Genomic DNA, 24413 nt, shown 5'->3' with positions numbered 1-24413 from the left:
CAACCCCTTGAACACCACCAGCGCCAGCAGCGCCCCCACCGACCACGCCTGCGGATCCCCCGCCAGCTGCGCCAGCGTCGCCTGCCCCGACAGCGCCGCCTCCTCCGGCGACCGGCCCGTCGCCACCGCGTACCCCGTCACGCACAGACCCACCAGCACCGCGCAGATCACCGTCCGCACCCCCGTGCGCTCCGCCGTGAACGCCGCGAACCGGTGGCCCAGCGTCTGACCAGCGACCACACCACCGCCACCGCCACCGCCAGCGGCACCCCCCACAGGAAGTCCCCCGCGTCCGGCAGCGACGCCTTCGGCACCACCGGAAGGCTCAACGCCCCGATCGACAGACCCGTCCAATGGCCGAACCCGGTGAACACCAGCGCACCCACCCCGACGCCAGCAGGCACGGCAACAGCAGCAGCGTCAGCTGGGCCCCGCCCAGACTCGCCGCCTCCAGCATCATCACCGCCGCCACCAGCGGACTCCCGAAGATCGTCGAGATCGCCGCCGTCGACCCCGCCGCACCCAGCATCGGCGCCAGCAGCGGACTCGTCGTCGGCCGAGCCCGCCCCACCGCCAGCAGCGCCAGACCACTGCCCAACGCCATCAACGGCGCCTCCGGACCCAGCACCACACCCAGGGGCAGCGCCGCCAACGCCGCCAGCACCACCGACGGCACCTCCGCCGGCAGCGTCGGCGGCCCGCCCAACCCCAGCACCGGCGTGTGCCCGCCCCGACCCGGCATGCGGGTGACGATCGGCGCCAGCAGCAGACCCGCCAACGCCAGCGCGGGCAACGGCCACCACCACGGCGCCCGCCCGTACCCCAGCGCCTCCGGCGCCGACTTCCACACCCAGTGCTGCAGCTCGTGCTCCAGGCCGACGAAACCGAACGCCGCCAACGAGACCGGCACCCCCACCAGGGCCGAGACCAGCAACAGCCGCCCGTACCCCGGACTGCGCAGCAGCGCACGGATCCCGGGCGCCCCCGACGGACCGGCGGCCTGCTCTGCCATCTGCGCTCCCCTGCTCACCGGACACACGTCCTCCGACCGTCCGTCGCCCCACCGGGCCGGGCCATCCGGACGCGCCGAACGGGCGAGCGGCGCACCCGCGCGGGCCCGCCGCACCGGTCGTACGGTGGACGGAGGGGGACACCGGGGGCCCGAACCCAGGAGAACGCGATGCCCGGTTCCATGACCATCAGCCACACCGACGCGCTCGTGATGCTCAGCCACGAGGACGCCAAGCGGCTCACCGCCGTGCTGTCCGGCCTCTCCGACCTCGCCGCGACCGGCCAACTCCCCGCCACCGCCCTCGCCACCCTCTCCGGCGGCGACCCCCCGGACCGCGCCGAACTCGCCACCTGGTCCCGCAACCTCGCCGCCTACCTCCACGACCACCTCTGACAGCCCCGTCTCTCGCGCCGCAGCGCCCCACCCACGAGTGGCCGCCTGCGGCGCGAGGTCGTGTCCGGGGGTGGTGCCTGCGGCGGGCAGGGAGTGGAAGCCGGTCGGGGGCGGCCCGCCCGCGGCGCGAGGGGCGAGGTGTGGCGGAGGCTGGGCAGGTCGCAGCCGGGAGCGGTCCTGCGCTCCACTGCGCCGCAGGCGCTCCGGGCGCGGCGTTCGTTCGTGGCGGAGGCTGTCCGGAAGCGGGTGCTGCGGGTGGGGGCGGGTGGATAGGTTGGGGGGATGGAGCTGTCGTGGGTGACCGTGGAGACGCCGTTGCCGAGTGGGGCGATGCGGTTCGGGGTGACGGCGGACGGGGTGGCGGCGGTGACGTACGCCGGGGAGGTGTTCGCGGGGCGGCCGGTGGGGGTTCCGGAGTGCGGGGACGCGCGGAAGCGGACGCTGGTGGAGGCCCGGGTGGGGGAGTACTTCGCGGGCAGGCGGCGGGAGTTGGGGCTGCCGATCGACTGGCGGTTCGCCTCGGGGCCGCATCTGACCGTGCTGCGCTGCCTGTTGACGGAGGTGGGCTACGGCCGCACCGTGACGTACGGCGAACTCGCCGCCCGTAGCGGGGTGTTCGAGGGCCTGAACGAGCCGGGGGTGCCGGCCCGGACGGTGGGACAGATGATGGGGGCCAATCCGCTGCCGCTGCTGGTGCCGTGCCACCGGGTGGTGGCGGCGGACGGCCTGGGCGGGTTCGGCGGGGCGTGGCACGGGGTGGAGGTGAAGCGGTGGCTGCTCACCCTGGAGGGGGTGCTGCCGCCGACCCTGGACTGGTCCGGGCCGACGGACTGAGCGGCGGGGCGGAGACGGCTACAGCGTGACGGCGGCGGGCAGCAGGCTGCCGCCGATCCGCTCCAGCGCCGGCGCCGCGGCCTGTCGCGGCAGGACCGCCTGGATGCCGGACACCAGGGTGTACTCGCCGAGCGCGAGTTCGTCCACGGCGGGCAGCAACGGGCTTCCGCCGAGCGCGAGTTCGAGCGCGGCGGCGGGCAGGTTGAGTCCGCAGAGCCGGAGCTGGTGCAGGCCGCCGGACGGGCGGGTGTTGATGTCGAGGACCACGGGGCGGCCGTCCGGCTCGTGCCGGAACTGGACGTTGGAGAGGTGGCCGACGCCGAACTGCTCGACCAGGCGGCGGGCCGGCTCCAGGTAGCGGGGGTCGACGGTGAAGCTGCGGCGGCGCCCCTGCTTGGTGCGGCCGACGGCGGCCAGCAGTCGCCCGTCCTGGTCGGCGAGGCAGTCCACGGACACCTCGGGGCCGTTCAGGTACGGCATCACCAGCAGGTCGGCGGGGGCGGTGGAGGTGCGCAGCGCGGCCAGCACCTGGTCGAGTTGGACCCGGGCGTCGACGTACCCGGCGAGCCGGCGGAGGGTGAACGGCTCGCGGGTGAGGATCCGGAAGCCCTCGCCGCCGGCGCCGCTCGCGGGCTTCAGGCAGGCCTGCGCGCCGGTGGCCTCGATCTCCTCGACGGCGAGCAGCAGTTGGGCGGCGGTGTCGGCGTGCCGCCACAGCGGGGTGGGCAGGCCGGCCGTGTCGAGGGCGCGGTAGCCCTCGGCCTTGCTGTCGAACAGGGCTATCGCGGGCGCCGGCGGGCAGATCAGCGCGGTGCCGAGGGCCTCGAACTCGCGGCGGCGCAGCGAGATCGCCAGCTGGTGGAGGCGGGGCAGGAACACGTCCACGTCGTGGCGGGCGCAGAACTCCAGCGCGAATTCCACGTAGCTCTCGGCGGAGAGCCGGTCCGGTTCCAGCAGTCCGAGGTCGGCGGCGGCGAGCACCGGCGAATCGGCGTCGGCGTGGGTCGCCAGGACGTGCACCGGGCGCGGCGCGGCCCGCAGCAGCTCGATGAAGAAGACGTTCTCGGCGTAGGTGCGGTTGAGCCAGACGCGGACGGGCGCGGTCACGGAAGGTCTCCCTGGAGAAGGGCGTGCCGATGGGAGGTCACCGACCGGTTCGCCTGCGCTGTGGCGGCGGTCACCATGCGGTGAGGGGGCCACCTTAGCGCTGTTCCGGGGTGATTCGAACAACGGGGCGGTGAACTGCGCGGACCCCTCGAACCGGGGTCGGACGGGGCGTTCGGGAGGCGTCCGCGGGGGCGTGCGGAAGCCGGTCGGAAGGCTCTTGGGGATCGAACGATGATCGACCCGGTGCGCTGGTCGCACTATTCAGCTCGCACACCTGAATCACCCGCACGAGTGATTGCCGAGTTACCTGACCGACCGTCAGCATGGTTGCCGCCCACCGCCGTCGACGTGATCACGAGGTCCCTCGGAAATGACGACCGAAACCACCGCCGGAATTCCCCAGTCGAGGCCGCAGAGCAGCCTCTCGGTGGCGGCCGCCAAGAACCTCGCGTCGACCACCAAGTCCGCCCCGCAGATGCAGGAGATCAGCAACCGCTGGCTGCTCCGCGCCCTGCCCTGGGTGGACGTCTCCGGCGGCACCTACCGGGTCAACCGGCGGCTGTCGTACGCCGTCGGCCGGGGTCGGGTGGCCTTCGTGCAGACCGGCCGCCAGGTGGCGGTGGTGCCGCCCACGCTGCGCGAGGTGCCGGTGCTGCGCGGCTTCGAGGACGACGAGCTGCTCACCGAGCTGGCCGGCCGCTTCGTCCAACGGGACTTCGCGGCGGGCGAGTTGCTGATCGAGCAGGGCCGCGAGATCGACGAGGTCTACCTGGTCGCGCACGGCAAGGTCGACAAGATCGGCACCGGCCGGTACGGCGACGCCACCGTGCTCGGCACCTTCGCCGACGGCGACCACATCGGCGACGAGGCGCTCACCGTCGCGGACCGCCGCTGGCCCTACAGCGTCAAGGCCGCCACCGCCGGAACGGTCATGGTGCTGTCCTGGCCGGCCTTCCAGGAGCTGGCCGACCGCTCCGAGGCACTGCGCGACCAGATCCTCGCCCACATCGCCGACTCCCGGCTGCCGCAGAACCGCAAGGGCGAGGCGGAGATCGGGATGTCCGCCGGCCACGAGGGCGAGCACGAACTGCCCGGCGCCTTCGTCGACTACGAACTCAAGCCGCGCGAATACGAATTGAGCGTCGCGCAGACCGTCCTGCGGGTGCACAGCCGGGTCGCCGACCTCTACAACAAGCCGATGGACCAGACCGAGCACCAGTTGCGGCTGACCGTCGAGGCGCTGCGCGAGCGGCAGGAGCACGAGCTGATCAACAACCCGGAGTTCGGTCTGCTGACCAACGCCGAGTACGGCCAGCGGATCCAGACCCACTCCGGCCCGCCCACCCCCGACGACATGGACGAGCTGCTCTGCCGCCGCCGCAGCACCAAGTTCTACCTCGCCCACCCGCAGGCGATCGCCGCCTTCGGGCGCGAGTGCAACCGCCGCGGCCTGTACCCCGAGACCGTGCAGGTCGACGGCAAGACCGTGCAGAGCTGGCGCGGCGTCCCGATCTTCACCTGCAACAAGATCCCGGTGGTGAACGGCTCCACCTCGATCCTGGCGATGCGCGTCGGCGAGGACAACCAGGGCGTGATCGGCCTGCGTCCCGGCAAGCTGCCCGACGAGGTCGAGCCCGGCCTGAACGTCCGCTTCATGGGCATCGACGAGAAGGCGGTCATCTCCTACCTGGTCAGCGCCTACTACTCCGCCGCGATCCTCGTCCCGGACGCCATCGGCGTGCTGGAGAACGTGGACGTCGCGAACTGGCACGACTGACCGCCGGGCGGGCCCGCCGTCCCGGGCCCGCCCGTCCGCCGCGCCGGCACTCGGCCCGCGCGGAGATCCGCCCCGCCCCGCACCGGGGCGGGCCCGAGGGGGAGGACTCAGCATGGCCATCACCGTGTCCGAACGCGAGCACCACGACGAGGACACCGCCGTCGTCGAGGGCGCCCGCGACACCGCGGAGGCCCTCGCCCTGCTCGGCCGGGCCCGCGCCGTGGTCGATCCCGCGCTGCGGGCCGCCGTGGACTCCCTCCCGGACTCGATGCGGCAGATCGCCGGCTACCACCTCGGCTGGCTGGAGGCCGACGGCGCCCCCAGCGCCGCCGGCTCCGGCAAGGCGATCCGCCCCGCCCTGGTGCTCGCCGCCACCCAGGCCGTCGGCGGCCGCCCGCAGGACGCCGTCCGCGCCGCCGCCGCGGTCGAGCTCGTCCACAACTTCACCCTGCTGCACGACGACGTCCTCGACCGCGACCACACGCGCCGTCACCGGCCGACCGCCTGGCGGGTGTTCGGCACCACCGGCGCCATCCTGGCCGGCGACGCCATGCACTCGCTGGCCCTCCGCGTCCTCGCCGAGGACCCCCACCCCGCCGCTCCCGCCGCCGTCCGCCGCCTCGCCGACTGCGTGGTCGAACTCTGCGCCGGACAGCAGGCCGACTGCTCCTTCGAACAGCGCGACCAGGTCACCCTCGCCGAATGCCTCGCCATGGCCGAGAGCAAGACCGGCGCCCTGCTCGGCTGCGCGTGCGCACTCGGCGCGCTCTACGCCGGCGCGGACGCCGCCACCGCCGACGCGATGGACGCCTTCGGCCGCGAGATCGGACTCGCCTTCCAGCTGATCGACGACCTGATCGGCATCTGGGGCGACCCCGCGATCACCGGCAAGCCGGTCGGCGCGGACCTCGCCGCCCGCAAGAAGTCCCTCCCCGTCGTCCACGCGCTCACCGCCGGCGGCGCGGACGGCGCGGAACTCGCCGCGCTGTACGCCTCCGGCCGCCCGCTCAGCCCCGCGGAGCTGGCCGCCGCCGCCGACGCCGTCGACCGCGCGGGCGGCCGCGCCTGGGCGCAGGGCGAGAGCTGCGAGCGGATGGCCACCGCGATCAGCCACCTGGCGGTGGCCGTCCCGGACCCGGAGCGCACCGACGAGCTGCTCGCGCTGGCGGAACTGGTCACCCGGCGCACGTACTGAGAGCGCGAAGGCGGGACGCGCGGGGAGGCGCCCCCTCGCGCCCCGGAGTCCGCACCCGGCCGTGCCGTCAACCTCCGAGCAGAGCCTCCTCCTTGGCCGGGTCGATGCCCAGCGGGGTGTCGAGCTGGCGGTAGGCGACGTCCTCGCGGCCGCCGTCCTGGAGCCAGGTCCAGGTGTCGCGGACGGTCTCGGCGAGCGGCCGGATGCGCAGGCCGGCGGTGATCGCGGTGGTGGGGTCGGCGTTCCAGGTGCCGTGCCAGCCGTCGGCGACGGGGGCCCAGAGCGGGAGTTCGACCCAGGGCGCGACCTCGGCGGCGAGCAGGGTCTCGTCGGAGGTCCAGACGAACTCGGCGTCGGAGCCCGTCGCGGCGCGGCACGCGTCGAGGAGCTCGCCCATGGTCGCCGAGCGGACGGGCGAGGTGGTGACGAACCGTCCGGTCGCGCGCTGTTCGGCGAGGTCGAGGCCGAACGCGGCGAAGTCGCGGGCGTCGATCAGGCTGAGCGGGTTCCCGGGGGCGCCGGGGGCGAGGACGCGGCCGCCGCGGGCGATCCGGTCGAGCCACCAGGGGAGGCGGCCGATCGGCTCGTGCGGGCCGATCAGCAGGCCGCAGTTGAGGATCGCGGCGGGGCCGAAGTTGTCGAGCAGGGCGCGTTCGCAGCCCGCCTTGAGGGCGTTGGCGAACGGCTGGTCCGGGCCGACGTCGCCGGCGCACTCGTGGGTGGGGGAGTCGGCGTCGACGGGGAGGGCGGGCCAGTCGGCGAAGGCGTGGATGGAGGAGACGAAGCCGTAGTGCCCGGCGCGGTCGCGCAGCAGGCGGGCGGCGGTGGCGACGTCGTGCGGCTGCTGGCCGGAGGTGTCGACGACCGCGTCCCACCGGCGGCCGTCGACCAGGCGGTGCAGGTCGTCGAGCGAGGTGCGGTCGCCGTGGACGGCCTCCACGCCGGGCAGGTCGGCGCGGCTGACGCCACGGTTGAACGTGGTGACGCGGTGGCCGCGGGCGAGCGCCTCCGCGGCGTAGGCGCGGCCGAGGAACTTGGAGCCGCCGAGCAGAAGGATGTCCATGGGAGCAGCGTGTCCGGTCGGACCGCCGCCCGTCCGCATTCTTCGCTACCGGCAGAGCCCGTCCCGGCGCGGGCGCGGAGTCGAACTCGGCCGACCGGACGCCCGCTGACGGTCCGTCGGAGCGTCGGGGGCGGCGGGCGGGGGAGCGCCGCATAGCATCCCCGGTGTACCGGTGTGTCTGAATGATCCCTTTTGTCGGGAGGGGGCGGCCGGCCCGGGCCGCTCCCCGCCGAACCCGCCGCAGGAAAGGACGTTCGCGATGGCTGACGCCACGCCCGAGATGCTGGCCGCCGAGGCCTTCGTGTACGGCTACCCGCTGGTCGCCGACCTGACCATGGTGGACACCATCCACCGGCGCGGCATGGGATCGATCGGCCCGACCGGCTGGAACACCTTCGGGCACGCCGCCGAACTGGCCACCCCCGACTCGCACTTCGTCTCCGTGAACAACGACACGGTGTACTCGGTGGCCCCGCTCGACCTGTCCGGCGGCCCGCTGCTGCTGCACGTCCCGGACAGCGCCGGGGCCTACTACGTGCTGCAGTTCATCGACGCGTGGACCAACAACTTCGCCTACGTGGGCCGCCGTTCCTCCGGCACCGCCGAGCAGACCTGGCTGATCGCCCCGCCGCACTGGCGCGGCACCCCGCCCGAGGGCGTCCCGGTGATCACCGCGCCGACGGCGGTGGCGGCGATCGCGGCCCGCCACGCCTGCACCGGACCCGAGGACCTGCCCCGGGTACGGGAGTTGCAGCGGCAGTTGACGCTCACCCCGGTCGAGGAGGGCCGGGAACTCGCCGGACTGCCCGAACCGGACACCGACGTGCCCGAGGCGCTGGGCTTCCTGGAACGGCTGCGGGTGTGGATGACGGCGTTCCCGCCCGGCCCCGCCGACGCCGAGTTCCAGCACCGCTTCGCCCCGATCGGCCTGCTCGACCGCGGCCGCTCCCCCTACCTGGACGGCCCCGCCGACTGGGCGCAGACGCTCGCCAAGGGCCTGGCGGCGGGCCGCGAACGGGTGGAGGCGGCGAGCATCGGCACCGTCGAGCCGACCGGCGAATGGACCGCCAACCTGCACCTGTTCGACTACAACCTGGACTTCCTCGGCCCCGGCACCCGCGACGAGCAGCAGTGGAAGGTCGCCGACCGCCGCGCCACCTACCTGACCCGCGCCGTCGCCGCCCGCACCGCCCTGTGGGGCAACCACGCCTACGAGGCCGCCTACGCCACCACCTACCACGACGCCGACGGCCACCCGCTGGACGGCGCCCGCTCCTACACGCTGCGCTTCGAACAGCCGCCGCCGGTCGGCGCGTTCTGGTCGGTGACGATGTACGACACCCCGGAGTACCTGCTGGTCCCCAACGACATCGACCGCTTCTCGGTCGGCGACCGCACCCCCGGCCTGGTGCGCGCCCCCGACGGCTCGCTGACCCTCTACCTCCAGCACCGGCAGCCCACCGACGCCGACGAGTTCGCCAACTGGCTGCCCACCCCGTCCTCCGGCTTCCGCCCGATGGTCCGGATGTACCAGCCGCAGGAGGCGGTCCTCGACGGCACCTACCGCCTCCCGCCGATCCGGCCGCGCTGACGCCGGATCGACTGACGTGCCCTCAGGAGGGGCCCGGACCGTCCGCGGGCCCACCCGGTGACGAACTCCCGGCGGAGGCGGAGGCGGAGGCGGAGGGCGAGGGATCGGGCCCCGTGCTCGGACTCGCCGAACCGCTCGGGGACGGACCGCCAGGCGACGGGGACGGGGACGAGGACGGGTCCGGGGCCGGGGACGACGTGGGCGTGGGCGTGGGCGTGGGTGTGGGCGTCGCGGGCGTCGGCGTGGGCAGGCCGCGGTGGTCGGTGCCGCCCTCCAGGGTGACCACGGCGGTGGACGGCGGCAGCGCCAGGTGCGCCGTCCACCGGCGCTGCGGGGCGCGGGTCTCGTCGACCGTCACGGTGACGGTGATCCGCTGGCCGGGGGCGAGGGTGCCGGAGTCCCGGGAGAGCCGCAGCCAGTCGACGTCCAGCACGGCGTGCCAGGTCAGCGCGCTGCCACCGGAGTTGGTCAGGGTGAGTACGGTGCGGTTGCCGTACTCGCCGGCCTCCACGGTCAACTGGTCCCGGGCGGCCGGGGCGACGGGTGCGGCGGTCGGCGCCGGGCCGGACGGCCGGGGCAGGCTGCGCAGCGGCACCGGCACCGCCTGGCCCTGAACCGTCGGCAGGGACGTTTCTGCGGCCACCGCGCCCGCCAGTTGCAGGGAGCTGACCGCGGCCGGCAGCGCCGCCGCCGCGCCCTGGGACGCCTGACGGTCCGTCGGCTCGTCCACCCGCACCGAGGACACCGCCGCCGCCCGGTCGTCCGCGCCGCCGTCCCGGTGCGCGCTCCACAGCGCCACCACCGGCGCGGCCAGCACCGCGGCCAGCACGCCCGTGGTCACCATCCGCTGCCGGACCGCCGAACCGCGGGCCGGGGCGACCACCCGGTGCCGGGGGAAGCCGCGCCGGTCGAACTGCGGCTCGCCGCCGGCCAGGCCCTGCGCGGCCCGCCGCCCGGCCGCCGCGCCGGACAGGAACGCGGTGCCGCCCGCCGCCGGCGGGCCGGGCGCAGCCGGGCGGGCGCGGTCAGCAGCGGCAGGCCCGGCAGCCCGGCCGGGCCGGGCGGGAGCCCGCCGCCGACCCGCTCGGCGGTGCCCCGGCAGGTCGGGCAGTCCGCCAGGTGCTGCACCAGTTCGCGGCGCAGCGCCGGGCCGAGCACCCAGCCGCGCCAGGACTCCGCGCCGACCCCGCCGAGCTGCGCCAGTTCGGGGCAGGAGCCGACGCCGAGCACCAGCAGGGCCGTCCTGGTCCGGCCGACCTCGGCGCAGGCGGCGTCCAGCAGCGCGGCCGCGTCCTCGGGGGTGACGCCGAGGACCGCCGCGACCTCGCCGGGCTCCAGCCGGTGACGGACCGCCAGTTCGAGCGCCTCGCGCTGTTCGGGGTCGGTGCCGGCGGCCTCCGGCCAGGCCAGCGAGGCGAGTTCGCGGCGCCGCTCGCGGGCCGTCCCAGGCGCGGCCGCCGGGGCGGCGGGGGCGGCCGGCCCGTGGCCGTTCAGCCGGGCCAGGCAGCGGTGCCGGGCCAGCGCGTACAGCCAGGCGCGCAGCAGCGCCGGGTCGGTGAGCCGGTCGCCGTGGCGCCGGGCGAGGTCGCGGACCTCCAGGGCGGCCGCGGTGGCGGCGTCGTGGTCGCAGAGCACGGACAGGCAGTAGGTGAACAGCCCGTCGACGCAGGCGCCGTAGGCCCGCAGGGCCGGGGACGGGTCGACGGGGTGGGGCTGGCCGGTGGTCACGTCATCGACGGTAGGGAGCCGAAACCCGCCGTCCGGCGGGTTTGGGCTGCTTGTCCTTCTTTCGGGTAACAGGACCGCTTCCTTGTTCGCCCGGTTGACGCCGGCCGTTGACGGTCCGGCCGCCGCCCGCCCGGCGCTGTCGGCGCGAGGCGCTACCGTGGCCCGCATGGCTGCCCGTACCAAGACCTCCGCCAAGCCGCGCCCGGCGTACCGCTGCACCGAGTGCGGCAACCAGGTGCCCAAGTGGGTCGGCCGCTGCCCCGAGTGCAACGCCTGGGGGACGGTCGAGGAGTACGGCGCGGTGCCGATCCGCACCACGGCGGCGGGGCCGGTCTCCTCGCCCGCGAAGCCGATCGCGCAGGTCGACGGCCAGGTGGCCACCGCCCGCTCCACCGGCGTCCCGGAGCTGGACCGGGTGCTGGGCGGCGGCCTGGTGCCGGGCGCGGTGGTGCTGCTGGCGGGCGAGCCGGGCGTCGGCAAGTCCACCCTGCTGCTGGACGTCGCGGCGAAGGCCGCCTCCGACCGGCACCGCACCCTGTACGTCACCGGCGAGGAGTCCGCCGGGCAGGTCCGGCTGCGCGCCGACCGGATCAACGCGCTCTCCGAACACCTCTACCTGGCCGCCGAGCAGGACCTCGGCGCGGTGCTCGGCCACATCGAGGCGGTCAACCCGAGCCTGCTGATCCTCGACTCGGTGCAGACCATCGCCTCCGCCGAACTCGACGGCGCGCCCGGCGGCCCCGCGCAGGTCCGCGAGGTGGCGGGCGCGCTGATCCGGGCGTCCAAGGAGCGCGGCATGGCGACCCTGCTGGTCGGCCACGTCACCAAGGACGGCCAGATCGCCGGCCCCCGCCTGCTGGAGCACCTGGTCGACGTGGTGCTGTCCTTCGAGGGCGACCGGCACGCCCGGCTGCGGCTGATCCGCGGCGTGAAGAACCGCTACGGCGCGACCGACGAGGTCGGCTGCTTCGAGCTGCACGACGAGGGCATCGTGGGCCTCGCCGACCCGTCCGGCCTGTTCCTGACCCGCCGTGACAAGCCGGTGCCCGGCACCTGCCTGACCGTCACCCTGGAGGGCAAGCGGCCGCTGGTGGCGGAGGTGCAGGCGCTGATGGTCGACTCGCAGATCCCCTCGCCGCGGCGCACCACCTCGGGCCTGGAGTCGCCGCGGATCGCGATGATCCTGGCGGTGGTGGAGCGGCACGGCGGCGTGAAGCTCGGCAAGCAGGACATCTACACCGCCACCGTCGGCGGCGTGAAGCTCACCGAGCCGTCCGCGGACCTGGCGATCGCCCTCGCGGTGGCGTCCTCCTCCTCCGACACGCCGCTGCCGAGCAACCTGGTGGCGATCGGCGAGGTCGGCCTGGCCGGCGAGGTGCGGCGGGTGACGGGCGTGCAGCGGCGGCTCGCCGAGGCCCACCGGCTCGGGTTCACGCACGCCCTGGTGCCGCCGGACCCGGGCAAGGTGCCGCCGGGCATGAAGGTCGTGGAGGTCTCCGACATCGGCGAGGCGCTGCGGGCGATCCCCGGCCGCCGTCCCCGTTCGAAGCCCCGTCAGGACGCCGCGCCGCAGGGCGTTCCGGCCGGCCGGACGCCGGCCCGGGGGCGCGCCGCCGAGCCGGTTCCGGCGTACGCGGACGAGCTGATGGCGGGCTGGGAGCCGCTCGACTCGGACGAACTGGCCTGACCCTCGTCCCGTTGCTGCCGCACGCAGTTAGACTGCACCTGCTAATTGCCATCAAGTGCAGTAATAACAGACAGACCGTCGGGCGCCGCGCCACACGGTCCGGGTCGGCCCAAGGAGTCACGTGGCAGCCATCGACCGGGCGGACAAGTCCACCCGCGAGGAGGCCCTGCTGCGGGCTTCCCTCAGTGCGGTCGCGCCGGGCACGGCGCTGCGGGACGGGTTGGAGCGGGTGCTCCGGGCCAACACCGGCGGTCTGATCGTCCTCGGCTTCGACAAGAGCGTGGACGCCCTGTGCACGGGCGGTTTCGTGCTGGACGTCGAGTTCACCGCCACCCGGCTGCGCGAGCTGTGCAAGCTGGACGGCGCGGTGATCCTCGACAAGGACATCACCAAGATCCTCCGGGCCGGCGTCCACCTGATGCCGGACGCCAACATCCCCACCGACGAGACCGGCACCCGCCACCGCACCGCCGAGCGGGTCAACCGGCAGACCGGCTTCCCGGTGGTCGCGGTCTCGCACTCGATGCGACTGATCGCGATGTACGTGAACGGCACCCGCCGGGTGCTGGAGGACTCCACCACGGTGCTCTCCCGCGCCAACCAGGCGCTGGCCACCCTGGAGCGCTACAAGCTGCGCCTCGACGAGGTGGCCGGCACGCTGTCCGCGCTGGAGATCGAGGACCTGGTCACCGTCCGGGACGTCTCCGCCGTCGTGCAGCGCCTGGAGATGGTCCGGCTGATCGCCGGCGAGATCGCCGGCTACGTGCTGGAACTCGGCACCGACGGCCGCCTGCTGTCGCTGCAGCTGGACGAGCTGATCGCCGGCGTCGAGCCGGAGCGCGAGCTCGTGGTCCGTGACTACTTCCCGGACCGCGCCGCCAAGAAGGGCCGCACCGTCGCCGAGGTGCTGGACGACCTGGAGGCGCTCACCCACGCCGAGCTGCTGGACCTGCAGACCGTCGCCAAGGCGCTCGGCTACACCGGCGCCCCCGAGTCGCTGGACTCCGCGGTCTCCCCGCGCGGCTACCGGCTGCTGGCCAAGGTGCCGCGGCTGCCGAACACCGTCATCGAGCGGCTGGTCGACCACTTCGGCGGCCTGCAGAAGCTGCTGGCCGCGTCCATCGACGACCTCCAGACGGTGGAGGGCGTCGGCGAGACCCGGGCCCGCTCGGTCCGCGAGGGGCTGTCCCGGCTCGCCGAGTCCTCCATCCTGGAGCGCTACGTCTGACGGTCCGTCAGTCCTCGGCGGGCTGCTGCGGGGCGGGCTGGACGGCGTACATCAGCGCGAACAGCGTCACCTCGACCGTGTCCGGCCCGGTGGACTCCTCCTCCGCGAACAGCTCGTCCAGCACCTCGTCCAGCCGGGCGCGCAGCTTGCGCAGCCGCTCCGGGGTGAGCCGCGTGGTGGTGTGCGCGAACTTGCTGGGCCGGAGGTTGCCCTGTGACGCCGGGGTGAGGTCGATCCGCCCGGCCAGGAAGTTGCGCTGGAAGTCGGCCCGCACCAGGTCCATCGCCGCCAGCATCGCGCCCAGCGCGGCCGGCGGCTGCTCGCCCTCCGCGTAGACCTGCGGCGACAGCCGCAGCGACTGCTGGGCGGAGCGGTAGCGGCTCTCCACGATCCCGGAGACGAGCCGGGTCTCCGCGACGAACACCAGGCCCGTCTGCTCCAGCTGCTTCACGTGCCGGTACAGCTTCGTCGGCGCCTCGTCGAGGTCCGCCGCGATCTCCTTCACCGACATCGGCTCCGGATCCCGCTTCATCAGCGCGCCCAGCACGGCCAGGCGCAGCGGGTCGGCGAGGGCCTTCAACGTCGCGACGTCGGTGACCTCGCGCTCCTTCATCTGATCAACCACGTCCTCATTCAGCCACAGCGTTCACCCCTTGTGCAATCATTCGCGCTCGTGCAAGCATTCACGCAGGCGTGAATGGTTTCCGATGTGTGAACGGGGTGGAGTGATGACGGTGGCCGAGAGCCCGACCACGACGGTGCAGGCGTCCGGGGTGGTGCCGCTGCGCCGCAACCGCCGGTTCCAGACCCTGTGGGCCGGATCCGCCGCCGCCATGCTCGGCACCTGCATCGCCGACACCGCGTACCCGCTGCTGCTGCTCGCCATGACCGGATCGCCCACCCTCGCCGGGGCGTTCGGCGCCGTCCAGTTCGGCGCGTCCGTCCTGTTCGGCCTGCACGGCGGCGCCGTCGCCGACCGGTACGACCGGCGACGGATCCTGATCACCGCCGACACCGTCCGGCTGGTCACCGCGCTCAGCGTCGCCGTCGCCCTGCTCGCGCACCGGCTGACCGTCCCGCACACCCTGCTGGCCGCCGCCGTCATCGGCGCCACCATGGCCTACGGCGGCCCCTCCCGGATGCTCGCCCTGCGCGCCGTCGTCCCGCCCGAGCAACTGCGCCAGGCCCTCTCGCAGGACGAACTTCGGGTCAACGGCGCGGCACTGGCCGGGCCGCCACTGGCCGGCCTGCTGCTCGGCCTCGGCCGCGCCGTCCCCTTCCTCGCCACCGTGCTCGCCTCGGCGGCCGCGCTCGGCGCGTCCGTCGCGGTCCGCTTCGACCCCGCCGACGCCGAGCAGGCCGGCTCCCCGGGCGCGGACGAGGGGAAGGAGAAGGGCGCCGTCTTCGCCGGGCTGCGGTACCTGTTCGCCGACCCGACCCTGCGCGCCACCGTGCTGGTCGCCGTCGCCCTCAACGTGGCCGGCTCCGCGATGCTGCTGGCCGTCATGGTGCTGCTGCGCAACCACGGCACCTCCGAGGCCGGCACCGGCCTCGCCCTGGCCGGCGAAGCCGTCGGCGGCCTGCTCGGCGCCCCGCTGGTCACCCGCCTGCACCGCGCCCTCGCGCCCGGCGCGCTGCTGCTCCTGGTCGCCTGGACCGCCCCGCTGCTGTTCGGCGTCCTGGTCCTGGCCGAAGGCCCGGTCGCGGTCTTCGGCACCCTCCTGGTGATGTCCCTCGGCGTCCCCGCCCTGCGGGTCATGCTGGACGTCTTGGTCTTCCAGCAGGTCCCCGAGGCGATGCGCGGTCGCGCCGTGGCCGCCACCATGACCCTCCTGATGGGCGGCATGCCGGTCGGCACCATGGCCGCCGGCCTGCTCCTCGACCGGCTCGCGGCGGGCACCGTCCTGCTGGTCCTCGCCGCGACGCTCGCCGCGGGGCTGCTGCCCCTCACCCTCGGGCGGGGGCTGCGCGGAACGAGCTGGCCGCGGAGCTGACTCGCGAGTGCTGAACGTCCTGGGCGGGTCCGGGCGTCAGCCTTCGAGGCGGATGGAGGTGCGGGCCGAGAGGGGGCCGCCGGAGGGGCCGGTGAGGTCCGCCTGGACGAGGTAGTTGCCGGGCTGGGCGAGCGCCGGGTCGGCGCTGGCGCACTGGGGCTTGGAGCGGGTGCGGTCCCAGCCGAAGGTCTCGGTGACGCCGCTGTTGCCGGCGATCTGGGCCCAGGCGTCGACCTTCTCGCGGATGCAGTCCGCGGACGACCAGACGCGCTCGTTGGTGCTGGAGGTGATGGTCAGCGAGGAGCTCTCGTGGGAGAGGTTGACCCGGCAGCCGGAGCCCGAGGAGTTGCGGATGGTCAGCGCGAGCCGCGGCTTGTCCTTGGCCGCGAACGAGGTCTGCGCCGGGGCCAGTTCCAGCGACAGTTGCGAGGTGGCGCAGATCGGGAGGGCCATCACTTCGGGGGTGTTGACGGCCGGCGAGGGCCCGGGCGCCCCGGCGCGGCCACCGCTGCTGCTGCCGCCGGAGCCGCCGCTCGAACCGCCGGCGCCGCCGCCGGTCGAGCCGCCGTTGCCTCCGGTGCTGCCGCCGGTGACGTTCAGCTCCCCGGCAGCGCCGCCGCCCGTGCCGCCGGAGCCGCCGCCGCTGCCGCCGGGGCGGCTGGTGATGGCGGAACCGCTGGGGGAGGCCCCGGGGGTGATGGACTGGGCGGGCGCCGGCTGCGGGCTGCCCTCGGAGGCGGCCTTCTTCTGCTTGCCGTCGCCGCCGGTACCGAACGCGAGCCAGCCGACCAGCAGCGCGACGAGGGCGAGGGCGGCGAGGACCACGAGGCGGCGCCGCCAGTAGATCGAGGCGGGCAGCGGTCCGACGGGCTGGCGCAGAGAGGGCACGGGCAAACTCTACGAGACCTTGTGCATCTGTTGACGCATCAACACCTCAGCAGGGGCACTTCTTTCACATGATCCGCCATTTGCTCCGTCAGAGGGACTCGACACGACGGTGCGCCGCCCTATAGTCGCCCTCATGGCCTCCCTGCTCGACCGGACTCCCGGACCCTCGACCCTCGATCCCGCGCAGATGATCGCCGAGGCGCGCCGGGCGTTCTTCACCATGTTCGGCTTCCTCTGCCTGATCTGGGTCGTGCAGCTGGCGAACTGGGCGATGGACGAGCAGATCGCCCTGCAGCACGGCATCCGCTCGCACCAGCTGGACAGCCTGCCGGACCTGCTGACCGCGCCGTTCCTGCACCTGAACTGGCAGCACCTGGAAGGCAATTCGGGCCCGCTGTTCGTGTTCGGCTTCCTCGCCGCCTACCGCGGCGTGCGCAAGTTCCTCGGCCTGACCGCGCTGCTGGTGGTGACCAGCGGCATGGCGGTGTGGCTGTTCGAGCGGGAGAACGTGGTGACCGTCGGCGCCAGCGGCGTGATCTTCGGGTACTTCGGCTACGTGGTGCTGCGCGGCCTGTTCGACCGCAACCTGATCGACTCGTTGATCGGCCTGGTGATGGGCGCGTCCTTCGCGTACCTGCTGACCACGGCGATCCCCGGCACCCCCGGGGTGTCCTGGCTGGGGCACCTGGGCGGCCTGGTCGGCGGCCTGGCCGGCGCGTGGATCTTCCGCGCCCGCGGCCCGAAGGGGACGACGGCACCGGGGACGGCCGAGCCGGCCGTCCCCGGTGGCGGCGCGGCGGCGGCGAGCCCGCGCGCGGACCTGCTGAAGGAGCTCGACGACCTGGGGCTTTAAGCCCGGGCGGCAGCTCGTGGCAGGATCGGAGGGCCATGGTTGCCACTGCTTCGACTCCCGCCCCCGCCGCCGTCCAGGCGCTGCACTCGACCGTCATCGGCTGGTACGAGGCGAACGCCCGCGACCTGCCCTGGCGGACCCCGGACGCCTCGCCCTGGGCGGTGATGGTCAGCGAGTTCATGCTCCAGCAGACGCCCGTGAAGCGGGTGCTGCCCGCCTACGCGGCCTGGCTGGAGCGTTGGCCCACCCCCGCCGACCTGGCCGCCGACGCGCCCGGCGAGGCGGTGCGGATGTGGGGCCGGCTCGGCTACCCGCGCCGCGCGCTGCGGCTGCACGCGGCGGCCACCGCGATCACCGAGCAGCACGGCGGCGTCGTCCCGGACGACCACGCGGCGCTGCTGGCGCTGCCCGGCGTCGGCGAGTACACGGCGGCCGCGGTCGCCTCGTTCGCGTTCCGGCAGCGGCACGCCGTGCTGGACACCAACGTGCGCCGGGTGTTCGCCCGCGCCGTCACCGGCGTCGAGTACCCGGCCAATGCCACCACCGCCGCCGAGCGCCGGACCGCGCACGAGCTGCTGCCGGCCGGCGATGAGCGGGCCGCGACCTGGGCGGTGGCCGTGATGGAGCTGGGCGCCCTGGTGTGCACCGCCCGCGGCCCCGAGTGCGGCGCCTGCCCGCTGTTCGCCGACTGCGCCTGGCAGCGGGCCGGCTGCCCGCCGTACCAGGGCCCCGCCCGGCGCGGCCAGACCTACGAGGGCACCGACCGGCAGGTGCGCGGCAAGCTGCTGGCGGTACTGCGGGACGCCCACGGCCTGGTCACCCAGGGGCAGTTGGACGTCGTGTGGCCGGACGCGGTCCAGCGCGCCCGGGCGCTGGACGGGCTGGTCGCCGACGGCCTGGTGGAGCCCGTCGGCCCCGGCACCTACCGGCTGCCGCAGTAACGGAGGAACGGCCCGGGACCAGCTGGTCCCGGGCCGTTCCGTCATGCCTGGGCGGGTGTCAGACCGCGCCCTCCAGCGCGGCCTCGGCCTTGGCCTCGGCGGCGTCCGCGCCACCGCGGAGCTTCACCTCGCGCAGGAACAGCGAGGCGGCGACGGCGATCAGGCTGACCACCGCGCCCCACAGGAAGACGGTGTGCATGCCGTTGGAGATGCCGTGCTGGTAGGCGTTCAGCACGTTGGCCGGCAGCTTGCCCAGGGTGGCCGGGTTCATCGCCGACATGCCCTCGCCGCCGCTCTGCTGCATCTTGGCGAGGACCTCCGGCGGGAGCTCCTTGATGCTGTTGGTGACCTGGTTGGTGTACAGGGTGCCGAACAGCGCGACGCCGAACGAGCCGCCGATGGTGCGGAACAGGGTGGCGGAGGACGAGGCGACGCCCATGTCCTTCATCTCCACGCTGTTCTGCGCGACCAGCATGGTGACCTGCATCAGGAAGCCCATGCCGGCGCCGAGCACCACCATGTAGCAGGACGAGGCGAAGGTGGTGGTGTCCACGGACAGGGTGGACAGCAGCAGCGAGCCGCCGCCCATCACCACGGTGCCGATGATCGGGTAGATCCGGTACTTGCCGGTCTTGGTGATGGCCTGGCCGACCACCAGCGAGATCACCAGCATGCCGAACATCATCGGCATCAGCAGCAGACCCGAGTTGGTCGCCGAGGCGCCCTGGACGATCTGCTGGTAGGTGGGCAGGAAGGCGACCGCGCCGAACATCGCGAAACCGACGATGAAGCCGATGATCGAGACCATCGTGAAGTTGCGGTTGCGGAACAGCTTGAGCGGGATGATCGGCTCGGCGACCCGCTGCTCGACGTAGCAGAAGCCGATGATCGAGGCCACGGACAGCGCGCCCAGGCCGAGGATCTGCTTCGAGCCCCAGGCGTACTCGTGGCCGCCCCAGGTGGTGATCAGGACCATCGAGACGATGCCGACGGTGAGCAGCACCGCGCCGAGGTAGTCGATCTTGGCGTTGGAGCGGATCTTCGGGAGCTTCAGCACCACGACGATGAAGACCAGCGCGATCGCGCCCAGCGGCAGGTTGACGTAGAACGTCCAGCGCCAGCTCAGGTGGTCGGTGATGAAGCCGCCGATCAGCGGGCCGCCGACGGTGGCCAGCGCCATGACGGCGGCGAACATGCCCTGGTACTTGCCGCGGTCGCGGGGCAGCACCAGCGCGCCCATGATCGACATCACGCCGACCATCAGACCGCCGGCGCCCAGGCCCTGGATGGCGCGGAAGGCGATCAGCTGGTTCATCGACTGCGACATGCCGGACAGCGCCGAGCCGATCAGGAAGATCGCGATCGAGACCAGGAACGAGCCCTTGCGGCCGTACAGGTCGCCGACCTTGCCCCAGATCGGGGTGGAGGCCGCGGTGGCCAGCGTGTAGGCCGTGACCACCCAGGACATGTGCTCGGCGCCGTTCAGCTCGCCGACGATGGTGGGCATCGCGGTGCCGACGATCAGGTTGTCGAGCATGGCGAGCAGCATGGTGATCACCAGGCCGATCATCACCAGGCGGATCTCGCGGTGCGGCCGCTGCTCGAAGCCGTCGTCCTTGGCGAGGTCGACGGGTGGCTCCTCCGGAGCCGCCTCGGACTGCTGGGTTGTCATGGTGCGTCTCTCCCGGGGCGCGAGGTGCCGCAGAGCTCTCCGCGGCGGGTACTTACTTGACGACCGGCTAGTTAATTGCCGTCCGGCACGGTAAGTTGTTACCTAGCCGGTCGTCAAGCCAGTTTCGAAGCAGCCCCTCTGGGCAGGGAGAATGCCAACAGAACCGGACCTTGACACCCGTCCGCTCCCGCTTCCCGAGGCAGGCCGCCAGCGATGACCACCCCCACCCAGAGCCCCCGCAGCGACACCCGGGCGCGGATCATCGACGTGGCCCTGGAGCTGTTCGCCGAGCACGGCTACGAGAAGACCTCGCTCCGCGAGATCGCCGACCGCCTCGGCGTCACCAAGGCCGCCCTGTACTACCACTTCAAGACCAAGGACGACATCGTCCGCGGCATCGTCGAGAAGATGGCCGCCCCGCTGGACGACGCCATCGCCTTCGGCGAGGGCAAGGAGTGGTCGCCCGAACTGCGCGACGAACTGCTCCGCCGGTTCGCCGCCGGCATGGGCGAGCGGGCGCCGCTGCTGCGCTTCTTCCACGAGAACCAGCCCGCGCTGCGGGAGTCCGCGGCCGGGCTGGCGTTCAAGGACCGGATGATCAAGATGATCACCCTGCTGCACGGGCCGGAGCCCACGTTCCGCGACAGGCTGCGCGCCACCGTCGCGCTGACCTCCGTGCACTCGGCGATGTTCCTGCTCAAGGCCGACCCGTGCATGGAGCCCGGTGCTCGGCCGGCGGCCGGCTCCCCCACCCTGGACGAGGCGATGGAGGCGGCCCTGGAGGTCGCCCTGGAGGTCGCCGCACGCATCGAGCCGTCCGCGCACTGACGCGGACGGCTCGGCGGGTTCCCCGGGCGGCCTGGGCCCGGGGAGCGGCGGATCAGAAGTTGTTCGCGCCGTGGCCCTTCAGGTAGCCGACCGGGTCGATCACCTTCGCGTACTGGTTGACGGTGCGGATCTCGAAGTGCAGGTGCGGCCCGGTCGAGTTGCCGGTGTTGCCGGACTTGCCGATCTGGTCGCCCGCGTTCACGTGCTGCCCGGCCTTCACGCCCAGCTGCGACAGGTGCGCGTACTGCGCGAAGCGGCCGTCCGCCAGCTTCAGCACGATCTGGTTGCCGTACGCGCCGGCCCAGCCCGCGGAGACCACGGTCGAGTTGCCGACCGCCACCAGCGGGGTGCCCACGGACACCGCGAAGTCGGTGCCGGTGTGGTAGCCGGCCGCGTACGAGGCGTTGGTCTTGTGGTACGGGTTGCTGATCGTCGCGCCCGGGGCGGGGGAGGACCAGTCCGGCTTGGCCGGGGCGGGAGCAGGGGCCGGGGCCGGCTCCGGGCGGGCGCGGGCGCGGGCTCCGGCGCCGGGCGGGGGCCGGCTGCTCCGCGGGGGCGGGCTGCTCGGCCGGGCGGCGGCGGGCTGCTCGGCGGCCGGCAGCTCCTCGCGCTGCTCGCCGCGGGAGGCCTGCTCGTCCTGGTGCGCCTGGTCCTGGTGCTCGTCGGCGGGGTGCTGGTCGGCGTGCTCGTCGGCCGGGTGCGCCAGGCGCTCCAGGTTGGCCGCGACCACGGCGATCGGGCTGGTGGTGTCGCCCTGGTGGTTCTCCGGCTCGGACAGCTGGAGGTTGCCGGAGTCCAGGTTGGCGTCGGCCGTGACGAATACGGAGCCGCCCAGTTCGGCCGGCAGCGGCTGTGCGACGGCCTGCCCGGCGGGGATCATCAGGGCGCCGAAGGCGACCACGACGGCGCCGGAGGCGACCGCCTTGGCCGGGGCCCGGCGGACCGAGGTCAGGGTGCCGGTCGACAGGACGGACCGGACGTGGGAGGCGCTGATCGCCTGGAGAAGCCGGCGGCCGGTGGCGGGAAGAGAACGCATCGGGAGTCGGTACCTCACGGACGGGGCCAGAGCGGGGCCGAGCCGCGAGGCTCGCCGAACTGGGGGAACGACTCCGGTGTAAACGACCCCCCGGGGCGGGCCCAAGCGTGTGACGTACGACGGCCGGTAGTCGACGAAGCTCACGGAATAGCGACCCGGAGCATCGGACAGAACGGCCCCGGGCCGCGCAAACCTCCTATCGGCGGTCGTACCTCGCCGGGGGCCTGTGACCATCGCCACCGGGAAGCGGCCGGTTTGGGCCCGAAGCGGTTCGGGTAGAACGGGCTTCCGCACCAGCTGCGCCATCCGATCCACCCATGCCGTCGGAGATGATCAGCTGATGAACGACACCCCGGTGCAGGACCGCCGCTTCACCGCCCGCCGCCGCGCCGACCGCCTGCTGTCCGGCGGCCGCCCGCAGACCGTCCGCGAGTCGCTCGCCGAACTCGCCGCGCTCGCCGACGGCCCGTACCCGCTGGACGAACCCACCGACCTGTACGGCAACGGCATCGTGCGCACCCTGGAGCGCCGCACCGCCGAGCTGCTCGGCAAGCCCGACGCCGCCTACTTCCCCACCGGCACCATGGCCCAGCAGGCCGCCCTCAAGACCTGGGCCGACACCCACGGGCCGGTCGTCGCCATGCACCCGCTCGCCCACCCCGAGGTCCACGAACGCCGCGCCCACCAGGTGCTCAGCGGCCTGCGCAGCGTCCCCCAGGCCACCGGTCCGCAGCAGCCCAGCGCCGCGCAGCTCGCCGCCCTGGACGAGCCCTTCGACGTGCTGATGCTGGAACTCCCGCTCCGCGACGCCGGCTTCCTGCTGCCCAGCTGGGAGGAGCTGACCGCGCTCTACGACTTCGCCGCCGACCGCGGCCTGCCGGTCCACCTGGACGGCGCCCGGCTGTGGGAGTCCGCCCCGCACCTCGGCCGGAGCCTGCCGGAGATCTGCGCCCGCGCCGGGTCGGTGTACGTCTCCTGCTACAAGTCGCTCGGCGGGCACAGCGGCGCGCTGGTCGCCGGCGAGGAGGAGTTCGTCCGCCGGATCAAGGTCTGGCGGCACCGCTACGGCGGCAAGCTGTGGCAGCAGTGGCCCGCGGTGCTGTCCGCACTGGCCGGCCTGGACCGCGAGCTGCCCCGGCTGCCCGCGTACGTGGCGCACGCCAAGGTGGTCGCCGCCGCGCTCGCCGAGGCCCCCGGCGCCCGGATCAACCCGGAGCCGCCGCACACCCACCAGTTCCAGCTCTGGCTGCCGCACCCCGCCGAGCAGCTGATCGAGGCCGGGCACCGGCAGGCCGAGGAGCAGGGCGTCTCACTGTTCGGCGGCTGGTGGGAGCCCGGCCCGCAGCCCGGCGCGGCGATGACCGAGGTGACGGTGGCCGCCGCCGCCCTGGAGTGGAGCGCCAAGGAGGTCAGCGGCGCGATGGCCGACTTCCTCGCCCTGCTGCCGCCCGCCGCACGGTAGACGCCGAAGGGCCCCGGCGGTTCGAAAACCGCCGGGGCCCTCCGTTCAGGACCGTCGCTCAGACAAGCGTCACTTGGTGCGCTTGACGGAGATCAGGGCCTCCAGCTCGTTGTGCGACTGCCACAGCACCTGGATCTGGGTGCCGGTGTTCGACACCTTCACACCGCTGTACGGGTTGGACTGGTCGTAGTAGCTGTTCCGGTCGTTGAAGACCGTCACGCCACGCTCGCTGGGGATCTTGGTGAGCGCGTCGGCCTTGTGCAGCTGCAGGCCGGTGGTGCGCTCGAAGCGGAAGGTGTCGTCGTACGCCTGGAAGCGCGGGCGCATCAGGGTGCCGTCGTTCCACTTCAGCGGCGCCGGGTGGGCGTCGATCGGCAGGATCAGGCCCTGGCCGGGGTGGTTGGCGACGTTGTTGTCCGACTGCGAGGAGTCCCACAGCCAGATCAGGATGCCGTTCTGGTTGGCGTAGTGCTCCACCCAGTCCGGACGGGCCGCCGAGCCGAAGTTGTACGGGCCGGTCTTCAGCGTGGTGTCGTAGGACACGTACTGACGGTTCTCGACCAGGTAGTGCTGGTCGTAGTCCTTGCTGAACTTGCCGGTGATCCGCGAGAAGCCGGAAGCGGTCCAGCCGTTGTCGCCGTTCTCGGCGCCGTCGGTGAACACGGTCGCTCCGTCCGCCGTCACCCGTGAGACTGGCCCAAAGGGGCCACCGACCAGGGGGGGGGACTACGGGGGGCGCGCGCGCGCGCGCGGGCGCGGCGCGCGCGCGCGCGCGCGCGCGCGCGCGCGCGCGCGCGCGCGCGCGCGCGCGCGCGCGCGCGCGCGCGCGCGCGCGCGCGCGCGCGCGCGCGCGCGCGCGCGCGCGCGCGCGCGCGCGCGCCGCGCGCGCGCGCGCGCGCGCGCGCGCGCGCGCGCGCGCGCGCGCGCGCGCGCGCGCGCGCGCGCGCGCGCGCGCGCGCGCGCGCGCGCGCGCGCGGCGCGCGCGCGCGCGCGCGCGCGCGCGCGCGCGCGCGCGCGCGCGCGCGCGCGCGCGCGCGCGGCGCGCGCGCGCGCGCGCGCGCGCGCGCGCGCGCGCGCGCCGCGCGCGCGCGCGCGCGCGCGCGCGCGCGCGCGCGCGCGCGCGC

Annotated in this window: 22 protein-coding genes and 2 pseudogenes; 12 read left to right on the top strand and 12 right to left on the bottom strand. The window is 74.1% G+C overall.

Going from position 1 to position 24413, the window contains the following annotated elements:
• Positions 1–240 (bottom strand): annotated as a pseudogene (locus KCH_RS43360) (chloride channel protein); the annotation flags it as partial.
• 85 nt (positions 241–325) lie between these two features.
• Complete coding sequence (locus KCH_RS16520) at positions 326–1012, bottom strand: voltage-gated chloride channel family protein (protein WP_208865956.1); 687 nt, start codon at positions 1010–1012, stop codon at positions 326–328.
• Between the two features lie 168 nt (positions 1013–1180).
• On the opposite strand from KCH_RS16520, the gene KCH_RS16515 reads away from it, so the two are divergent.
• Entirely contained in the window at positions 1181–1405 is a 225-nt protein-coding gene (locus tag KCH_RS16515) for a hypothetical protein (protein ID WP_035863810.1), read from the top strand.
• Between the two features lie 282 nt (positions 1406–1687).
• Positions 1688–2239, top strand: coding sequence for a methylated-DNA--[protein]-cysteine S-methyltransferase (locus KCH_RS16510; protein WP_035863808.1), 552 nt, complete (start codon positions 1688–1690; stop codon positions 2237–2239).
• An 18-nt stretch (positions 2240–2257) separates the two neighbouring features.
• On the opposite strand, the gene KCH_RS16505 is transcribed toward KCH_RS16510, so the two are convergent.
• On the bottom strand, positions 2258–3346 hold the full coding sequence (locus KCH_RS16505; protein ID WP_035863806.1) for an ATP-grasp domain-containing protein: 1089 nt from the start codon (positions 3344–3346) through the stop codon (positions 2258–2260).
• Between the two features lie 370 nt (positions 3347–3716).
• On the opposite strand from KCH_RS16505, the gene KCH_RS16500 reads away from it, so the two are divergent.
• Together KCH_RS16500 and KCH_RS16495 are read left to right on the top strand one after the other, a co-directional pair.
• Entirely contained in the window at positions 3717–5123 is a 1407-nt protein-coding gene (locus KCH_RS16500; protein WP_035863804.1) for a family 2B encapsulin nanocompartment shell protein, read from the top strand.
• A gap of 112 nt (positions 5124–5235) precedes the next feature.
• Complete coding sequence (locus KCH_RS16495) at positions 5236–6318, top strand: family 2 encapsulin nanocompartment cargo protein polyprenyl transferase (protein WP_035863801.1); 1083 nt, start codon at positions 5236–5238, stop codon at positions 6316–6318.
• A 67-nt stretch (positions 6319–6385) separates the two neighbouring features.
• Here the strand turns inward: KCH_RS16495 and KCH_RS16490 are convergent, their stop codons facing one another.
• Positions 6386–7381, bottom strand: coding sequence for an NAD-dependent epimerase/dehydratase family protein (locus tag KCH_RS16490; protein WP_035863799.1), 996 nt, complete (start codon positions 7379–7381; stop codon positions 6386–6388).
• A gap of 259 nt (positions 7382–7640) precedes the next feature.
• Here KCH_RS16490 and KCH_RS16485 point away from each other — a divergent pair, with 259 nt between their 5' ends.
• Entirely contained in the window at positions 7641–8972 is a 1332-nt protein-coding gene (locus tag KCH_RS16485; RefSeq protein ID WP_035863797.1) for a DUF1254 domain-containing protein, read from the top strand.
• Positions 8973–8994: 22 nt separating this feature from the next.
• Here KCH_RS16485 and KCH_RS37355 read toward each other — a convergent pair whose 3' ends face one another.
• On the bottom strand, positions 8995–9816 hold the full coding sequence (locus KCH_RS37355) for a BACON domain-containing protein (protein ID WP_157032075.1): 822 nt from the start codon (positions 9814–9816) through the stop codon (positions 8995–8997).
• Positions 9810–10700: an RNA polymerase sigma factor gene (locus tag KCH_RS37350; protein ID WP_051653133.1), complete on the bottom strand. Its 891-nt coding sequence runs from the start codon at positions 10698–10700 to the stop codon at positions 9810–9812. Before KCH_RS37350 ends, KCH_RS37355 begins: the two co-directional genes overlap by 7 nt.
• Before the next feature lie 166 nt (positions 10701–10866).
• On the opposite strand from KCH_RS37350, the gene radA reads away from it, so the two are divergent.
• Together radA and disA are read left to right on the top strand one after the other, a co-directional pair.
• Positions 10867–12387, top strand: coding sequence for a DNA repair protein RadA (gene radA / locus KCH_RS16475; protein WP_035863794.1), 1521 nt, complete (start codon positions 10867–10869; stop codon positions 12385–12387).
• 121 nt (positions 12388–12508) lie between these two features.
• A complete protein-coding gene (gene disA, locus KCH_RS16470) occupies positions 12509–13615 on the top strand; it encodes a DNA integrity scanning diadenylate cyclase DisA (RefSeq protein ID WP_043914862.1) in 1107 nt (368 codons plus the stop codon).
• 7 nt (positions 13616–13622) lie between these two features.
• Here the strand turns inward: disA and KCH_RS16465 are convergent, their stop codons facing one another.
• The gene (locus KCH_RS16465; RefSeq protein ID WP_157032074.1) at positions 13623–14240 is read right to left on the bottom strand and encodes a winged helix-turn-helix domain-containing protein; all 618 of its coding nucleotides are present in this window, start codon (positions 14238–14240) and stop codon (positions 13623–13625) included.
• 103 nt (positions 14241–14343) lie between these two features.
• Here KCH_RS16465 and KCH_RS16460 point away from each other — a divergent pair, with 103 nt between their 5' ends.
• Complete coding sequence (locus KCH_RS16460) at positions 14344–15609, top strand: MFS transporter (protein ID WP_051653131.1); 1266 nt, start codon at positions 14344–14346, stop codon at positions 15607–15609.
• Between the two features lie 36 nt (positions 15610–15645).
• Here the strand turns inward: KCH_RS16460 and KCH_RS16455 are convergent, their stop codons facing one another.
• The gene (locus KCH_RS16455) at positions 15646–16497 is read right to left on the bottom strand and encodes a hypothetical protein (RefSeq protein WP_035863792.1); all 852 of its coding nucleotides are present in this window, start codon (positions 16495–16497) and stop codon (positions 15646–15648) included.
• Positions 16498–16630: 133 nt separating this feature from the next.
• Here KCH_RS16455 and KCH_RS16450 point away from each other — a divergent pair, with 133 nt between their 5' ends.
• Positions 16631–17350: a rhomboid family intramembrane serine protease gene (locus KCH_RS16450; protein ID WP_035863790.1), complete on the top strand. Its 720-nt coding sequence runs from the start codon at positions 16631–16633 to the stop codon at positions 17348–17350.
• A gap of 35 nt (positions 17351–17385) precedes the next feature.
• On the top strand, positions 17386–18291 hold the full coding sequence (locus tag KCH_RS16445; RefSeq protein WP_035863787.1) for an HhH-GPD family protein: 906 nt from the start codon (positions 17386–17388) through the stop codon (positions 18289–18291).
• A 58-nt stretch (positions 18292–18349) separates the two neighbouring features.
• Here the strand turns inward: KCH_RS16445 and KCH_RS16440 are convergent, their stop codons facing one another.
• On the bottom strand, positions 18350–19963 hold the full coding sequence (locus KCH_RS16440) for an MDR family MFS transporter (RefSeq protein WP_035863785.1): 1614 nt from the start codon (positions 19961–19963) through the stop codon (positions 18350–18352).
• Positions 19964–20176: 213 nt separating this feature from the next.
• Between KCH_RS16440 and KCH_RS46065 the strand changes: the two genes are divergently transcribed.
• A complete protein-coding gene (locus KCH_RS46065; RefSeq protein WP_035863783.1) occupies positions 20177–20791 on the top strand; it encodes a TetR/AcrR family transcriptional regulator in 615 nt (204 codons plus the stop codon).
• A 52-nt stretch (positions 20792–20843) separates the two neighbouring features.
• Here KCH_RS46065 and KCH_RS43355 read toward each other — a convergent pair whose 3' ends face one another.
• Positions 20844–21827 carry a M23 family metallopeptidase gene (locus KCH_RS43355; protein WP_051653130.1) on the bottom strand — a complete coding sequence of 328 codons (984 nt, stop codon included), beginning with the start codon at positions 21825–21827 and terminating at the stop codon, positions 20844–20846.
• Positions 21828–22167: 340 nt separating this feature from the next.
• Between KCH_RS43355 and KCH_RS16425 the strand changes: the two genes are divergently transcribed.
• On the top strand, positions 22168–23289 hold the full coding sequence (locus tag KCH_RS16425; RefSeq protein ID WP_035863781.1) for a threonine aldolase family protein: 1122 nt from the start codon (positions 22168–22170) through the stop codon (positions 23287–23289).
• A gap of 69 nt (positions 23290–23358) precedes the next feature.
• Here the strand turns inward: KCH_RS16425 and KCH_RS16420 are convergent.
• Both KCH_RS16420 and KCH_RS42540 read right to left on the bottom strand, forming a co-directional pair.
• A pseudogene (locus KCH_RS16420) lies at positions 23359–23973 on the bottom strand (immune inhibitor A domain-containing protein); the annotation flags it as partial.
• A gap of 42 nt (positions 23974–24015) precedes the next feature.
• The coding region (locus KCH_RS42540) for a hypothetical protein (protein WP_208865955.1) at positions 24016–24413 on the bottom strand (398 nt) is incomplete at its 5' end.

Source organism: Kitasatospora cheerisanensis KCTC 2395 (assembly GCF_000696185.1).
In the GTDB taxonomy this organism is placed as follows: domain Bacteria; phylum Actinomycetota; class Actinomycetes; order Streptomycetales; family Streptomycetaceae; genus Kitasatospora; species Kitasatospora cheerisanensis.
Note: the sequence above shows the minus strand (reverse complement) of the source record. Positions and strands in the feature narration are given on the sequence as shown.

Bases quoted from the DNA above. Each gene is read 5' to 3' on its own strand.
- KCH_RS16520 (WP_208865956.1), bottom strand. From the start codon at position 1,012: ATGGCAGAGCAGGCCGCCGGTCCGTCGGGGGCGCCCGGGATCCGTGCG.
- KCH_RS16515 (WP_035863810.1), top strand. From the start codon at position 1,181: ATGCCCGGTTCCATGACCATCAGCCACACCGACGCGCTCGTGATGCTC.
- KCH_RS16510 (WP_035863808.1), top strand. From the start codon at position 1,688: ATGGAGCTGTCGTGGGTGACCGTGGAGACGCCGTTGCCGAGTGGGGCG.
- KCH_RS16500 (WP_035863804.1), top strand. From the start codon at position 3,717: ATGACGACCGAAACCACCGCCGGAATTCCCCAGTCGAGGCCGCAGAGC.
- KCH_RS16495 (WP_035863801.1), top strand. From the start codon at position 5,236: ATGGCCATCACCGTGTCCGAACGCGAGCACCACGACGAGGACACCGCC.
- KCH_RS16490 (WP_035863799.1), bottom strand. From the start codon at position 7,381: ATGGACATCCTTCTGCTCGGCGGCTCCAAGTTCCTCGGCCGCGCCTAC.
- KCH_RS16485 (WP_035863797.1), top strand. From the start codon at position 7,641: ATGGCTGACGCCACGCCCGAGATGCTGGCCGCCGAGGCCTTCGTGTAC.
- KCH_RS37355 (WP_157032075.1), bottom strand. From the start codon at position 9,816: ATGGTGACCACGGGCGTGCTGGCCGCGGTGCTGGCCGCGCCGGTGGTG.
- radA (WP_035863794.1), top strand. From the start codon at position 10,867: ATGGCTGCCCGTACCAAGACCTCCGCCAAGCCGCGCCCGGCGTACCGC.
- KCH_RS16460 (WP_051653131.1), top strand. From the start codon at position 14,344: ATGACGGTGGCCGAGAGCCCGACCACGACGGTGCAGGCGTCCGGGGTG.
- KCH_RS16450 (WP_035863790.1), top strand. From the start codon at position 16,631: ATGGCCTCCCTGCTCGACCGGACTCCCGGACCCTCGACCCTCGATCCC.
- KCH_RS16445 (WP_035863787.1), top strand. From the start codon at position 17,386: ATGGTTGCCACTGCTTCGACTCCCGCCCCCGCCGCCGTCCAGGCGCTG.
- KCH_RS16440 (WP_035863785.1), bottom strand. From the start codon at position 19,963: ATGACAACCCAGCAGTCCGAGGCGGCTCCGGAGGAGCCACCCGTCGAC.
- KCH_RS46065 (WP_035863783.1), top strand. From the start codon at position 20,177: ATGACCACCCCCACCCAGAGCCCCCGCAGCGACACCCGGGCGCGGATC.
- KCH_RS43355 (WP_051653130.1), bottom strand. From the start codon at position 21,827: ATGCGTTCTCTTCCCGCCACCGGCCGCCGGCTTCTCCAGGCGATCAGC.
- KCH_RS16425 (WP_035863781.1), top strand. From the start codon at position 22,168: ATGAACGACACCCCGGTGCAGGACCGCCGCTTCACCGCCCGCCGCCGC.